Source organism: Bradyrhizobium sp. 18BD, assembly GCF_054185225.1.
Map to the genome: position 1 here is coordinate 253,483 of NZ_JAVAYL010000012.1, position 13,116 is coordinate 266,598.

The 13,116-nt window shown below is 65.4% G+C and carries 13 protein-coding genes; 2 read left to right on the forward strand and 11 right to left on the reverse strand.

All coding sequences use genetic code 11. From position 1 onward, the window contains the following. Positions 1–6: 6 nt before the first annotated feature. Positions 7–1,503: an EAL domain-containing protein gene (locus RAD16_RS22880; RefSeq protein ID WP_458160102.1), complete on the reverse strand. Its 1,497-nt coding sequence runs from the start codon at positions 1,501–1,503 to the stop codon at positions 7–9. 143 nt (positions 1,504–1,646) lie between these two features. Continuing rightward, on the reverse strand, positions 1,647–3,209 hold the full coding sequence (locus RAD16_RS22885; RefSeq protein WP_458160103.1) for a winged helix-turn-helix domain-containing tetratricopeptide repeat protein: 1,563 nt from the start codon (positions 3,207–3,209) through the stop codon (positions 1,647–1,649). Positions 3,210–3,330: 121 nt separating this feature from the next. Here RAD16_RS22885 and RAD16_RS22890 point away from each other — a divergent pair, with 121 nt between their 5' ends. Beyond that, positions 3,331–4,164 (forward strand): class I SAM-dependent methyltransferase, encoded by an 834-nt coding sequence (locus RAD16_RS22890; RefSeq protein ID WP_458160104.1) that lies wholly within the window; start codon positions 3,331–3,333, stop codon positions 4,162–4,164. A gap of 47 nt (positions 4,165–4,211) precedes the next feature. Here the strand turns inward: RAD16_RS22890 and RAD16_RS22895 are convergent, their stop codons facing one another. From RAD16_RS22895 to uvrC, 7 genes are all read right to left on the reverse strand, one after another. After that, a complete protein-coding gene (locus tag RAD16_RS22895) occupies positions 4,212–5,342 on the reverse strand; it encodes a YihY/virulence factor BrkB family protein (protein ID WP_458160105.1) in 1,131 nt (376 codons plus the stop codon). A 1-nt stretch (position 5,343) separates the two neighbouring features. Continuing rightward, positions 5,344–5,931, reverse strand: a complete 588-nt coding sequence (locus RAD16_RS22900) for a phage holin family protein (protein ID WP_458160106.1) — start codon at positions 5,929–5,931, stop codon at positions 5,344–5,346. A gap of 91 nt (positions 5,932–6,022) precedes the next feature. After that, positions 6,023–6,982: a 50S ribosomal protein L3 N(5)-glutamine methyltransferase gene (prmB, locus tag RAD16_RS22905; RefSeq protein WP_458160107.1), complete on the reverse strand. Its 960-nt coding sequence runs from the start codon at positions 6,980–6,982 to the stop codon at positions 6,023–6,025. After that, positions 6,982–7,464 (reverse strand): molybdenum cofactor biosynthesis protein MoaE, encoded by a 483-nt coding sequence (locus RAD16_RS22910; protein ID WP_458160108.1) that lies wholly within the window; start codon positions 7,462–7,464, stop codon positions 6,982–6,984. Before RAD16_RS22910 ends, prmB begins: the two co-directional genes overlap by 1 nt. 4 nt (positions 7,465–7,468) lie before the next feature. Next, on the reverse strand, positions 7,469–7,720 hold the full coding sequence (gene moaD / locus RAD16_RS22915; protein WP_007596861.1) for a molybdopterin converting factor subunit 1: 252 nt from the start codon (positions 7,718–7,720) through the stop codon (positions 7,469–7,471). Continuing rightward, positions 7,717–8,334, reverse strand: coding sequence for a CDP-diacylglycerol--glycerol-3-phosphate 3-phosphatidyltransferase (gene pgsA, locus RAD16_RS22920; RefSeq protein WP_326897617.1), 618 nt, complete (start codon positions 8,332–8,334; stop codon positions 7,717–7,719). The genes moaD and pgsA overlap by 4 nt, the downstream gene beginning before the upstream one ends. A 95-nt stretch (positions 8,335–8,429) precedes the next feature. Next, complete coding sequence (uvrC, locus tag RAD16_RS22925; RefSeq protein ID WP_458160109.1) at positions 8,430–10,490, reverse strand: excinuclease ABC subunit UvrC; 2,061 nt, start codon at positions 10,488–10,490, stop codon at positions 8,430–8,432. A 246-nt stretch (positions 10,491–10,736) separates the two neighbouring features. Here uvrC and RAD16_RS22930 point away from each other — a divergent pair, with 246 nt between their 5' ends. After that, complete coding sequence (locus tag RAD16_RS22930) at positions 10,737–11,360, forward strand: outer membrane protein (RefSeq protein ID WP_458160110.1); 624 nt, start codon at positions 10,737–10,739, stop codon at positions 11,358–11,360. A 134-nt stretch (positions 11,361–11,494) separates the two neighbouring features. Here the strand turns inward: RAD16_RS22930 and RAD16_RS22935 are convergent, their stop codons facing one another. Together RAD16_RS22935 and RAD16_RS22940 are read right to left on the reverse strand one after the other, a co-directional pair. Further along, on the reverse strand, positions 11,495–11,710 hold the full coding sequence (locus RAD16_RS22935) for a cold-shock protein (RefSeq protein WP_008544396.1): 216 nt from the start codon (positions 11,708–11,710) through the stop codon (positions 11,495–11,497). Between the two features lie 267 nt (positions 11,711–11,977). Further along, positions 11,978–12,838, reverse strand: coding sequence for a 23S rRNA (adenine(2030)-N(6))-methyltransferase RlmJ (locus tag RAD16_RS22940; RefSeq protein WP_458160111.1), 861 nt, complete (start codon positions 12,836–12,838; stop codon positions 11,978–11,980). Positions 12,839–13,116: the final 278 nt, after the last annotated feature.

Here is a 13,116-nt window from a genome sequence, read left to right on the forward strand (position 1 = left end):
GGCCGATCAGATGCGGCGCGCGAGCGCCGCGTTGCCGGTGATGCGTTGGGCTGGGGGCGCTGAAGAGGTCGCGCCTGGGCTGGGCGAAGCGGAGCCATTGGATCCCTGAATGTCCTGCGCCTGGTTCGGCGAGGCCCCGCCGGTAGCAGATGCCCCCTCCGGCCGCAATGGCCGGGGCGGCGCGAACAGGAACCCCTGGCCGAACCGCACGTCATAGTCGAGCAAATCGACCACCGCGCGCTCGCCCTCGATCCGCTCAGCGATCAGGTCGATGCCGAAGCGGCCGAGCAGGTCGGAGAGGTCGGACGGGTGGATGTCCGAGGTCGAGGCCTGCCTGGGGTCGAGCAGCAGGTTGGCCGGCACCTTGATGAAGCGCACGCCACGGTCGGCGAGCTCGCGCGGCTCGATCCTGAGGTCCGTGACATGGTCGATCGAGAAGCGGAAGCCGCGCTGGGCGAGCGCGGCGAGATTCTCGGTCTCGACCGGGCCGAGATTGCGGAAGGTCGATTGCTTGAACTCCAGCACCAGCGAGGGCGCGAGCGCCCGGTTGGCTTCGAGGAAGTCGAGGCATTGCGCGAAGGTGGTGGAATTGCCGAGTGTGGAGGCCGCGACGTTGCAGAACACGCCGACATCCTTGTTGCGCACCATCAGGCGGCGCAGCACCTGCACGCAGCGCAGCATCACCATGTTGTCGATGCGTCCGATCAGCCCGGAGGCTTCCGCGATGCTGATGAACTCCTCGGCAGCAATCAGCTGGTCGCGCTCGTCGCGCACCCGCGTTACGGCTTCGTAGAACCGCACCTTGCGCTGCGGCAGCGTCACCATCGGCTGCAGGAAGATGTCGATGCGGTTCTCGTCGACGGCATTGCGCAGCGTCGCCAGCATTTGGGTCTGGTTGCGGCCGTTGGCGGTTTGAGCCGGATTGGCGCCCTGGGTCTGAACCGCCGGTGCGGGCCGCGACGGCACTGCGGGGCGCTGCGGCGCTGCGGGAAGCGGCGGCAGCGCAACCGGCCGTTCCTCGACCGCTGCGATCAGGTCGATCGGCGCCTCCAGTTCCGGACGTGCCACGGCGGCAGCCGGAGAGGGTGCCGGTGCTGCGCCGGCCAGCATGTCTTCATGGGCCGACACGGTGGTGGCGAGCTGCTTGACCAGCCCGCCGAGCTCGTTGATCTCGCCGACCACCGACTGGATGCGGTCGGAATTAGTCGAATTGGACGAGGCGATGCGCCCCTCGATCGCAGCTAACCGGCGGCCGAACTCGGCGACCTGGCGGGCGAGGTCGGCGGTGCCGCGGGAGAGGTCGGCGATCTGGCCGCCGACGTCGCTACGGTCGCGCAGCCGCATCGACACCGCGTTGTAGAGGATCAGGAAGGTCAGCGCGGTCAGCGCCACGATCGCGGATTCGGTTCCGCTGATGCCGGCGACCGAGTAGAGCACCAGCCCGAGCGAAGCCGCGACCAGAACCATGCAGATGGCGATGAAGATCGTCGAAATGCGAATCATGCCGCGCGTTACGCCTCAAAGAGCTGACAGCCTCACCCCGGGAAAACATGGGCGGCGTCCAATCCCGTCACGCCTCATGCTCCCCCAAGCCGTATCACCCTAACATCATTGTTGATTCGAGGGGATAGCGGCCTCGTTGCGGCTCATGTCAGACCGGCCCGGCGAAAGCCTTCGAGGTAGTGCTCACGGTCGGAGGCGAGCTTCACCGGCATGAACTCGGCGATCCAGGCCAACGACACGTTCGGCTGGGCACGGTGGAGCTCCTTCAGGGCCGCGCGGGCGGTCTCGGTCTGCCCAGCCATGCCGGCGGCGGCCGTCAGCACCCGGTGCGCGCCGACGAAGTCGCTGCGCTGGCGAAGCGACTCCTGGGCGAGCCGGATCGCTTCCTCGTAGTCGCCGCCGAGATAGCGGGCATAGGCGGCGATGCCGAAATAGACCGGCGCATAGGGATCGCGGGGGCTGAGGCGGATCGCCCGCCGTGCGGCTTCGTCGGCATCTCGCCAGCGGCCGCAATAGCCGAGCGCCAGGCCGTAATAGCCTTGCGCCAGCGCGAAGTTGGGATTGAGCCGCAGCGCGGTCTCGAATTCGGCCAGCGAGTCCTCGAACCGCCGCGCGAACAGGTTGACGTGGCCGAGCGCATTGTGCGCCCAAGCGTCCTCGTTATCGGCGCGGATCGCGGCTCGCGCCGCGCGCTCGGCGGCGGAGATGGCGGTCGCCATCTCCATCCAGCCCATATGCGCCGTGAACATGTAGCTGGTGCCGAGCAGGCCGAGCGCCTTGCCATAATTCGGGTCGAGCGCGATGGCCTTTTCGAGCAGAGCCTGCGCCACGACGTGATCCTGTCGCGTCACACGCCAGTAATGCGACAGCGCGCGCATCACGAGGTCCCAGGCGTCCATGCTGTCGGGCGGCTTGCGCTGGGCGCGAAAACTTTCAGCCGCATAGAGCTGCGGCTCGATCGCGGCGACGATCGCCTCGGTGATCTCGTCCTGGACGGCGAAGACGTCGGCGAGCTCGCGGTCGTAGCGCTCGGCCCAGAGATGGCTGCCGGTAGCGACGTCGTTGAGCTGGGCGGTGATGCGGACGCGGTCGCCGTCCTTGCGGACGCCGCCTTCGACGACGTAGCGCACGCCGAGCTCTTCGGCGACCTGCCGCAGATGAACCGTGCGCCCCTTGTAGATGAAGGAGGAGTTGCGCGCGATCACGAAGAACCAGCGTAGCTTCGACAGCGCGGTGATGATGTCCTCGCTGATGCCGTCGGAGAAATAGTCCTGTTCGGTCTCGCCGCTCATGTTGATGAAGGGCAGCACCGCGATCGCGGGACGGTCGGGCAGCGGTAAGCCAGCCGGTGCCGGAGCGGCTGGCTTGCCCGACGCAGCGGGCATGGCGTCCGAGGAAACTTCCGTGACCTCACCGACGAACCGCACACCCTTGCGCGCGATGGTACGGATCAGCCGCTGCTCCTCGCCATTGTCGCCGACCGCGCGGCGCGCCGCGTTGATCCGGCTCGTCATCGTCGATTCCGAGACGACGCGCCCGTTCCAGATCGCATCGAGCAGATTGTCCCGCGTCACCACGCGCTCGCGGTTGCGGACGAGATGAAGCAGCAGATCGAACACCTGGGGCTCGAGCGGGATCAATCTGTCCCCACGCCGTAATTCGCGGCGCGCGGGGTCGAGCGAAAAATCCTCAAACCGAAGCGTCACGATTCCTCCTCGCTCCCGTTCGGAAATCAAGGGCGTCTCAGCGTAAAATAACGCCGCTCTCAAGGCCAGCGATGCGTATGCGCCTTATCGTCCCGGCGTTTTCAACCCCAGGAGATTGTCCATGTCGACATCCGCCGCACTCGCGTCCGCCGTACCGGATCTTGCCGCCGTCAAGCAACGCCAGCACGGCGCCTGGTCGTCCGGCGACTATGCCGTCGTCGGTACCACCTTGCAGATCGTCGGCGAGCAGCTCTGTGAGGCACTCGACTTGCGCGCCGGCAGCAAGGTGCTGGACGTCGCCGCCGGCAACGGAAATGTGACGCTGGCCGCAGCACGGCGCTGGTGTGATGTCACATCCACCGACTACGTGCCGGCGCTGCTCAAACGCGGGCGGGAACGCGCGGCGGCGGAACATCTGATGGTCGAATTCCGCGAGGCCGATGCCGAAGCCTTGCCGTTTGCCGACGCGAGCTACGACGTCGTGGTCTCGACCTTCGGTGTGATGTTCACGCCGGACCAGGACAAGGCGGCCTCCGAGCTGGCGCGGGTCTGCAAATCCGGTGGCAAGATCGGCCTCGCCAACTGGACGCCGCAGGGCTTTATCGGCCAGCTGTTCAAGACCATCGGCAAGCACTTGCCGCCGCCCGCGGGCGTGAAGTCGCCGGCGCTGTGGGGCACGCCGGCGCGGCTCGAGGAGATGTTCGGCAGCATAGCCTCGGAGATCGTGGCCGAGCCGCGCATGTTCGTGTTCCGCTATCGCTCGCCGGAGCACTGGCTCGAGATCTTCAAGACCTTCTACGGGCCGACGCTGAAGGCGTTTGCCGCGCTCGACGAGAGCGGCAAGGCCGCGCTGAAGCGCGATCTGCTGGCGCTGCTCGGCGAGTTCAACCACGCCGATGACGGCACGATCGTCGTGCACAGCGAATATCTGGAAGCCGTCATCACCAAGCGCTGATCCGCCATCGGAATGGTCAGGCCGGCATTCGGCCTGACCATTCGCCGTCAGGACGGCGCGGCGGCGCCGACCGTGTCGGCCGCGACGGCCTCGCGGCTGCCGAGCGGCTTGGGATGGCCGGTCGTCGTATCCCGCAGGGTCTGCCGCTCGATCTCCGAGTTCAGCTCGGCGCCGAACATGATGACGATCGCCGACATCCACATCCACGTCATCAGGCCGATCGCCGCGCCGAGCGAGCCGTAGGTCGCGTTGTAATTGGCGAAGGCCGAGAGGTACCAGGACAGCAGCGACGAGCCGGCGATCCAGAGCAGGGCGGCCGTCACTGCGCCGATGCTGAGCCATTGCCAGCGCGGCGAATCGCGGCTGGGCGCGAAGCGGTAGAGGACGGCCAGTGCCGCGAGCAGGATGACGAGCAGCAGCGGCCAGCGCGCCAGCGCGACGATCAGCTTGCTCTCCGGTGCAATGCCGAGATGGTCGAGCGCGAGCGGGAAGGCGACCACGGCGCCCACCATCAGCAGGAGCGCCACGATGGCGCCGACCGTGAAGCTCAGCGAGATCAGGTTCAGCTTGATGAAGCTGCGCTTCTCGCGCTCTTCATAGGCGACGTTGAGGGCGTCGAAGATGGATTTGACGCCGGCATTGGCGCTCCAGATCGCGAGCACGAGGCCGAACAGGAAGGTGGCGCCGAGAGCCGTGTTGCCTTTCGAGACAACGCGCCCGACCTGGTCCTCGACGATCTCGAACGTGCCCTGGGGCAGCATCAGCGCCAGCGTCTGGAGATTGTCGCTGATGGTGGCGGGATCGGCGAACAGCCCGTAGGACGAGACCAGTGCGGTCACGGCGGGAAAGATCGCGAGCAGCCCGAAGAACACGACGCCGCCGGCGGTCGCGAGCAGGCGATCGTCGTCGATGCGCTTGTAGGTGCGCCAGAAGATGTCCTTCCAACCCGCCCAGGGAATTGCGAGCGGGCTCTTCGAGCGGCGGCCGTGGCCGGGCTGGATGGCGGCGCCTGCCGGGCTGGTTTCCGGTGAGTTGCCTTCCTTGTTGCGATGGTCTTGCGGTGGCCCGGCTCCGATCAGACCAGCCTCCTGGAAATAGCGTTCCGCAGTGAGGACGAAGACAGCGGTGGCGGCGACCAGCAGCCAGGAGTCGAGCTGTTCGGAGTGCCGCACACGCATCTCAGGCGTCCAATCCGTGGCTGTGGCGCCGTCGGCGCGCGGCCGTGAAGCCCAGTAATCCGATCGCGGCGAGCATCAGGCCAAGCTGCACGGGCCGGTTGGTCCGGGCCGACGAGGTACTGCCGCCATGACCGCGCTCACCGGGCGCGAGCGGCACCAGCGGGATCGTGGTCGCGACCTCCTTCACCGCCTGCTTGACCGTTCCGCGCGGAATCCGTGGCGTTGCGATGGCAACGCGCATGCGGCTGGCGAGCGGCACAATCGGCCGGGTCCGGCGATTCATCTGGGCCATGGCCGCCCCCGAGCAAACGGCGGCGAGCACCAGCAGCACGGCCGCGACGGCGCCAAGGCCCCAGAATTGTCCGTAAGCGATGGCGACCCAGCGGTAGAGCGCGATCAGGCCGACAAAGAAGGTCGCAATCAGGAACAGCGCGGCGACGGCGAACAATCCCGCCGCCACCGCATAGGAGGTCAGGCGTCCGGTGGTCTGGCTGGTGCGGTCGCGCAGGTAGGACCGGGCGGCGCGCTTGAGATGGTTGAGTTTCAGCGCCATGCCGGCGCGCAGCAATTCGCCCGATGGCGCGAGCATGCGGACATCCTCCGAGACCGAGACAAGTCGTCGGGGGATGAACGTGGCGGAATTTGACTAGTTCCGCCGGCGTGCGATTTGCGGGGGCGGATCAGCCGAGATCGGCAGCCGCGATCCAGAATACCTCGCCCTCGGAATCTTCGGTGTCCAGCCAGAGCAGCGGCAGTTCCGGAAAAGCCTCGTCGACCAGCTCGCGTCCCCGTCCGAGTTCGCAGATGAGGCCGCCATCCGGCGTGAGGTGATCTGGCGCGTCGCGCAGGATTCGGCGCACCACGTCGAGGCCGTCGGCGCCGCCGTCGAAGGCGAGTTTGGGCTCGGCCCGGCATTCCGGCGGCAAGGCTGCCATACCCTCAGCATCGACGTAAGGCGGATTGGTGATGATGAGGTCATATCGCGCGTCGCCGAGCGGAGCGAACAAATCGCCACGATGCAGCGTGATCCGCTCGTCGAGCCCGAATTCGCCGACATTGCGCGTGGCAACTTCGAGTGCACCCTTGGAGATGTCGACGGCGTCGACCGCGGCATTCGGAAAATGATGCGCCGCGAGGATCGCGAGGCATCCCGATCCGGTGCAGAGATCGAGCACGCGCTCGACGGCCGTGGGATCGTCGATCAGCGAGCCGGGTTCACCATCGCCGCCGAAATGCGACTCCAAGAGCTCACCGATGAAGGAGCGCGGAACGATGACGCGCTCGTCGACATAGAAGGGCAGGCCGCGCATGTAGATCTTGTTGACGAGATAGGCGGCCGGTTTGCGCGTCGTGACGCGTTGATGGATGAGATCGAGAATGGTCTTGCCTTCTGCGGCGGTGACACGCGCATGGGCAAACGTTTCGAGCTGGTCGGGATGCAGATGCAGGGCTTCGCAGACCAGGAAGGCGGCTTCCGCGACCGGATCGGTCGTGCCGTGCGCAAAGGCGAGCTTTGCTTCAACGAAGCGGCTCACCGCGTAGCGGACGAAATCGAGCAGCGTGAGCAGCTCGCCGGGGCCGACCTTGGCGAGCTTTGGCGCGGCGCGGCCGCGCACGGTCTTTTTCGAAGCTTTTGCCATCAGGATTTGGTCCAGCGAGCGGCGGCCTCGTCGTCACGGGCGTGGGCCTCGACCCAGCCGGTGCCGGTGGCGCTCTCTTCCTTCTTCCAGAACGGCGCACTGGTCTTGAGGTAATCCATCAGGAACTCGGCTGCGTGGAATGCGGCCTGGCGGTGCTGCGAGGCGGTCAGCACCAGCACGATGTTCTGCCCGGGCATGAAGCGGCCGACGCGGTGGATCACCGTGACACCATTGAGCGGCCAGCGCGAAACGGCCTCGTCGGCGTGGCGCCTGATCTCTTCCTCGGCCATGCCGGGATAATGCTCGAGCGTCAGCGCTGCGACTTTTGAGCTGTCCTCGTCCGCGCGGCAGATGCCGGAGAAGCTCACGACCGCGCCGATGTCGGTGCGGCTTTTGGTCAGGACAGCGATCTCGCGCGCGATGTCGAAATCGTCTTCCTGGATACGGATGGTGACGGAGCAGCTGGTGACAGAGGAGGTCATCGGCCTAGCCGCCGGTCATCGGCGGGAAGAATGCGATCTCGCGAGCGCCCGCGATAGCGGCGTCCGACTTGACATGGGCATGGTCGATCGCGGCGCGGATCACCTTCGGCTTCTCGAACGCATAGGCATAAGCCTCGCTCTGGCCGGACAGCCAGGCGATCAACTCTTCCACGGTACGCACGGTTGCCGGCGGCTCGATGGTCTCTTCGGCCTTGCCGACGCGTTCGCGCACCCAGGCGAAATACTTCACCTTCATCCCTCATCCTCCTTGATGAGGTGATGGATACCGGCGCGGAAATAATCGTAGCCGGTGTAAATGGTCAGGATTGCCGAGGCCCACAGCAGCGCCAGTCCGATCATCGAGACGACGGGCACCACCTCGTCGCCGGCAGGGCCTGCGAGCAGGAAACCGATCGCGACGAGCTGGACCGTGGTCTTCCACTTCGCAAGCTTGGTCACGGGCACACTGACGCGCAGCGCGGCCAGGTATTCGCGCAGGCCCGAGACCAGGATCTCGCGGCACAGGATCACGATGGCGGCCCACAGCGACCAGCCGTGGATGATACCGTCGGCGGCCAGCATCAGCAGGCACGAGGCGACCAGCAGCTTGTCGGCGATCGGATCGAGCATCCGGCCGAATGCCGATTGCTGATTCCAGATCCGCGCGTAATAGCCGTCGAGGTAGTCGGTGACCGCAGCCGCGATGAAAATGGCAACCGCGACCCAGCGCAGCCACAGCGGCTGATCCATGATCGACTGCGCATAGATGCATCCGACCACGACCGGGATCGCGGCGATCCGGCCATAGGTCAGGATGTTGGGGAGGGACATCGCGCGGCTGGTGGTCCCTCGTGTCGTGGCGATGTTCATCCGTCCTACCAATACCGCTCAAGCCTGAAGGTCAACCGTCCCGCCCCCAAATGGAGCGCGGGATGCGACGACCATATGACCGCGGTCCCCTTAGTTCACCCCGGCTGGGGATGGAAATACTCGAAAATCCTGCGGGCGCTCTCGGCGCTCACCCCCGGAACCTTGCCGAGATCGGCGATCGAGGCCCGTTCGATCTCCTTCAGGGTTCCGAAATGATGCAGCAAGGCACGTTTGCGTGACGGGCCGATGCCCGGAATCTCCTGTAAGCCGGCCTCGCGGATGTCCTTCTTGCGCAGCTTGCGGTGCGAACCGATGACGAAGCGGTGGGCCTCGTCCCGCAGCCGCTGGATGAAATAGAGCACGGGATCGCGGGGCTCCAGCTTGATCGCCTCGCGCTCGGGCATGAACAGGGTCTCGCGGCCGGCATCCCGGTCCGGCCCCTTGGCGACCGACATCAGCGACACCTGGGTCAGGCCGAGATTCGTGAAGATCTCCCGGACGGCATTGAGCTGGCCGCGGCCGCCGTCGATGATGACGAGGTCGGGCCATTGCGGGAAATCGTCGTCCTTCGCCTTGCCGGCAGCGTCCTCGGGCGGGTTGATCAGGCGCTTGAAGCGGCGCTCCAGCACCTCGCGCATCATGCCGTAGTCGTCGCCGGGCGTGAGCCCTTCGGACTTGATGTTGAACTTGCGGTACTGGTTCTTCACGAAGCCATCCGGGCCGGCGACGATCATGGCACCGACCGCATTGGTGCCCTGGATGTGGCTGTTGTCGTAGACCTCGATGCGCTTGGGCGCATGCGGCAGGCTGAGCGTCGTGGCCATGGCGTCGAGCAGGCGGCTTTGGGTTGCGGTGTCCGCGAGCTTGCGGCCGAGCGCCTCGCGCGCATTGGTCAGCGCGTGAGCGACGAGTTCCTTCTTCTCGCCGCGCTTGGGTGCGGTGACCTCGACCTTGTGGCCGGCCTTGATCGACAGCGCGTTGGCGAGCAGCTCGCTCTCCTCGATCTCGTGCGAGAGCAGGATGACCTTCGGCGGTGGCTTGTCGTCGTAGAACTGGGCGAGGAAGGAGCCCAGCACTTCCTCCGGCGTATAGGTCTTCTCGGCGCGCGGGAAATAGGCGCGGTTACCCCAGTTCTGGCCGGTGCGGAAGAAGAACACTTCGACGCAGGAGAAGCCGCCCTCCTGGTGGATGGCGAACACGTCGGCTTCCTCCACCGTGCGCGGATTGATGCCCTGCTGCGACTGGATCGCCGACAGCGCGGCGAGACGGTCGCGGTAGAGCGCCGCGCGCTCGAATTCGAGCTCGCCGGAGGCCTTCTCCATCTCGCCGGCAAGCTCCTGCTTCACCGCATGGCTCTTGCCGGACAGGAAGTCGGTCGCCTCGCGCACCAGCGTCGTATAGCCGCCGAAGTCGATCTCGCGGGTGCAGGGACCGGCACAGCGCCGGATCTGGTAGAGCAGGCACGGGCGGGTGCGGCTCTCGAAGAAGGAGTCCGTGCAGGAGCGGATCAAGAACGCGCGCTGAAGTGCGGTGATGGTGCGGTTGACGGCGCCGGCGGAGGCGAACGGGCCGAAATAGCGTCCGGGCCGCGTCTGCGCGCCGCGATGCTTCAGGATCTGCGGCGCCCAATGGTCGCCGGTGATCAGAATGTAGGGGAACGACTTGTCGTCGCGCAGCTGCACGTTGAAGCGCGGCCGCAGCTGCTTGATAAGGTTGGCCTCCAGCAGGAGCGCCTCGGTCTCGGTGTTGGTCGAGACGATCTCCACGGTCACCGTGGCCGCGATCATGCGCAGGATGCGCGCCGGCTGCGGCGCACTCTGGCGCGCATAGTTGGACAGGCGCTTTTTGACGTTCTTGGCCTTGCCGACATAGAGCACGTCGGCGTTCGCACTGAGCATGCGATAGACGCCGGGTGAGGTCGGGGCGAGGCGGACCGCGCGCTCGATCGCCTCGTGGCCGGTCGCCAGCGGCTCTTCGCCGACCGCGCCGCTCTCCTCCAGGATATCGGGCAGCAGCGCGTCGTCCTCGTCGTCGCCGCCGGCTGCCGCGGGATCGACGTCCGGCGCCGCCAGGGCTTCGGTCGGGGCGTCTGTCGTAGCAGCGCGCGGCGCCTTGCGCGCGCGATCGTCCGGATTGTCGGTGGAATCGTGAACCATGGTGCGAATTTAGGCGCTGGGGGTGCCGATTTGAAGTTCCGGCCGTGCGGCACGCACAGGATGGCGGCGGGGTTCCCGGTAACGCTTGCTTAAGCCTGTTAACAGGGCGGTAACCCGGCTTAACAGGCCTTTAACTTAAAACTCTCGATAAATCTTACGCGAAAAAGTGGTGGTTCCGTAACCCTGCGGTTTTGCCTCGCGCAGCGGCGCGGGCATCGCGGGGCGGCAGTTGCGTTGGAGTGTGTGATGAAGAGGCTCGTTGTGGGCGCAGCCGCGTTGGTTGCTGCCGGCTGGACAGCTTCGGCAGAGGCGGCCGATTTCAACTACGGCCAGCGCGCGCCCTATACCGTCAACCAGCCGCTCAACGCCTATAGCTGGGCGGGTCCGTATCTCGGCGCCAATCTCGGCTACGAATGGGGCTCGGTCAGCAACTCGCCCGTGAAGCCTTCCGGCTTCGTCGGCGGCATTCAGGCCGGCTATAATTTCCAGACCGGACCGTGGGTGTTCGGTGTCGAGGGCGATATCCAGGCCGCCGGTGCCGACGATACTTTTGCGCCGTGGAAGTTCTCGAATCCCTGGTTCGGCACTTTGCGCGGCCGCGCCGGCTACACCTTCAGCAACGTGATGGTCTACGGTACCGCGGGTCTCGCCTTCGGCGAGCTGCGCGCGCAGACCTTCGGCTGGACCGAGTCGCACACCAACGCCGGCTGGACCATCGGCGCCGGTGCGGAAGTCGGCTTCGCGCCGAACTGGAGCGCCAAGCTCGAGTATCTCTACATCGACCTGTCGACGAGCCAGTTCGCAATTACAGGCGTGTCAAACGGCTATAGCGCCAGCGTTGTGCGCGCCGGCGTGAACTATCACTTCTGATAGCGAAAGAAGAAAATACCGGACTACAGCCTCCCGGCCGCTCGCGGCCGGGATTTTTTTGCGCCAGGTGTTCTTCGCGCCAGATATTCTTGGCACCAAGTATTCTTGGCACCAAGCGTTCGCTTGAAAATGCGCTAGGAGAGGATGACTAAATTGACCGCCTTCGGTCCCTTCCCCTTCTTGTCCGGCTCGACTTCAAAAGTGATGCGCTGTCCTTCGGCAAGGTCCTTGAGTCCCGCCCGCTCCACAGCTGTAATGTGAACGAAAACATCGCGACCACCGTCATCCGGCTTGATGAAACCGTAGCCGCGCTCGCCGTTGAAAAACTTAACCGTTCCCGTCATGGCCATCGGGAAACTCCCCCTCATTGCTCCTCCGTCGCGACGCAGACTCACGTCACGACATGACCGGGCATTACGAAGCCCGGGAGCTGGCCATCCTTGGGCGGGCCTCATCGGCCCGGCCGGATCTTTCTTAGGCCTTCACTCCGCCGCAACCATTCGCGGAAGCGGAACGTAAAGCCAGTCACGGAAACAGCATAATACGGTTCGTTGCAGATTGACTACCGCTACTGCATCTTTTTCCCAAAGATGACGGAGCCTTACGTGGGGTACCTCCTACGGCTTGGGTACCTCCAATCGGAATCTGGCAGCTCCGCCTTGACCGAGCGGCATTTCCAGCTCGGGCAGGATCGTCTTGAGCTCGCTTTGCAGCGTGTAGGGTGGATTGACGATGAGAAGCCCGGTGGAGGTGAGGGCCGCACCGTCGGCTTGCGGCGCAACACTGAATTCGAGGCGGAGACACTTTCCTGGAGTCTTCGCTGCGGCTGCGGTCCGCGCCACGAGTTGCGCCAGCGTATCGGTGGCGCGCCGGCTCTTGGCGGGGTACCAGATTACATAGATACCGGTCGGCCATTTCGCGAAGGCGGTCGAGAAGGCTTCGCCCAGTCTTTCAAACTCGTCTTTCGCCTCGAAGGGAGGATCGATCAGCACGAGGCCGCGCCGTTCCTTTGGTGGCACGAAAGCCGGCACTGCCATCCAGCCGTCGAGATCGACCACGCGCGCCTGTTCGTCGCGCCGCAACACGTCGATCAGCGCCTTGCGCGCCTTCGGCTCGAGCTCGCAGGCGACGAGGCGGTCCTGCGGCCGGAGCAGGCCGCGCGCGATCAGCGGCGAGCCGGGATAAGCCTTGAGCTCGCCCTTTGGATTGAAGGCGCGGACGATGTCGAGATACGGCTTTGTCAGCGCCGCGGTCTCGTTCGAGAGGCGCGCCTGCATCAGCCGCGCGATTCCCGTGAGCCACTCGCCGCCACGCCGCGCCTCGTCGCTTTTGAGATCGTAGAGGCCGGCGCCGGCATGGGTGTCGATGACGCGGAACGCCCCCGGCTTGTCCTGCAGATAGGTGATGATGCGCGCCAGCACGATGTGCTTGATGACATCGGCGAAGTTGCCGGCGTGGAAGGCGTGGCGGTAATTCATGGGATAGGACTACGTTGTCTTTCGTGATCCTAACCCCTTGTCATTGCGAGCGCAGCGAAGCAATCCAGAATTGATCTGCGGCGGCAGTCTGGATTGCTCACATGGGGATTTGGTGTGTCAAGGTTTATGGTCAGCTTTTTGTTCGATTGCAGGCCAGCTCTTCGTCCCGACCGCGGGAAGTTTGGGATGGCGCGCGCAGATCAGGTCAAGACCGGCCCGTGAGGGCCGCCGCGAAGCGGCTTGGTCTTGACCTGAGCGAGCACGCCTTCAGGCTCGTT

What these genes read in the sequence shown, in the direction of transcription:
- RAD16_RS22930 (WP_458160110.1), top strand. Translation starts at nt 10,737, where the DNA reads ATGAAGAGGCTCGTTGTGGGCGCAGCCGCGTTGGTTGCTGCCGGCTGG.
- RAD16_RS22895 (WP_458160105.1), bottom strand. Translation starts at nt 5,342, where the DNA reads ATGCGTGTGCGGCACTCCGAACAGCTCGACTCCTGGCTGCTGGTCGCC.
- RAD16_RS22910 (WP_458160108.1), bottom strand. Translation starts at nt 7,464, where the DNA reads ATGACCTCCTCTGTCACCAGCTGCTCCGTCACCATCCGTATCCAGGAA.
- RAD16_RS22880 (WP_458160102.1), bottom strand. Translation starts at nt 1,503, where the DNA reads ATGATTCGCATTTCGACGATCTTCATCGCCATCTGCATGGTTCTGGTC.
- pgsA (WP_326897617.1), bottom strand. Translation starts at nt 8,334, where the DNA reads ATGAACATCGCCACGACACGAGGGACCACCAGCCGCGCGATGTCCCTC.
- RAD16_RS22940 (WP_458160111.1), bottom strand. Translation starts at nt 12,838, where the DNA reads ATGAATTACCGCCACGCCTTCCACGCCGGCAACTTCGCCGATGTCATC.
- moaD (WP_007596861.1), bottom strand. Translation starts at nt 7,720, where the DNA reads ATGAAGGTGAAGTATTTCGCCTGGGTGCGCGAACGCGTCGGCAAGGCC.
- RAD16_RS22900 (WP_458160106.1), bottom strand. Translation starts at nt 5,931, where the DNA reads ATGCTCGCGCCATCGGGCGAATTGCTGCGCGCCGGCATGGCGCTGAAA.
- prmB (WP_458160107.1), bottom strand. Translation starts at nt 6,982, where the DNA reads ATGGCAAAAGCTTCGAAAAAGACCGTGCGCGGCCGCGCCGCGCCAAAG.
- uvrC (WP_458160109.1), bottom strand. Translation starts at nt 10,490, where the DNA reads ATGGTTCACGATTCCACCGACAATCCGGACGATCGCGCGCGCAAGGCG.
- RAD16_RS22890 (WP_458160104.1), top strand. Translation starts at nt 3,331, where the DNA reads ATGTCGACATCCGCCGCACTCGCGTCCGCCGTACCGGATCTTGCCGCC.
- RAD16_RS22935 (WP_008544396.1), bottom strand. Translation starts at nt 11,710, where the DNA reads ATGGCCATGACGGGAACGGTTAAGTTTTTCAACGGCGAGCGCGGCTAC.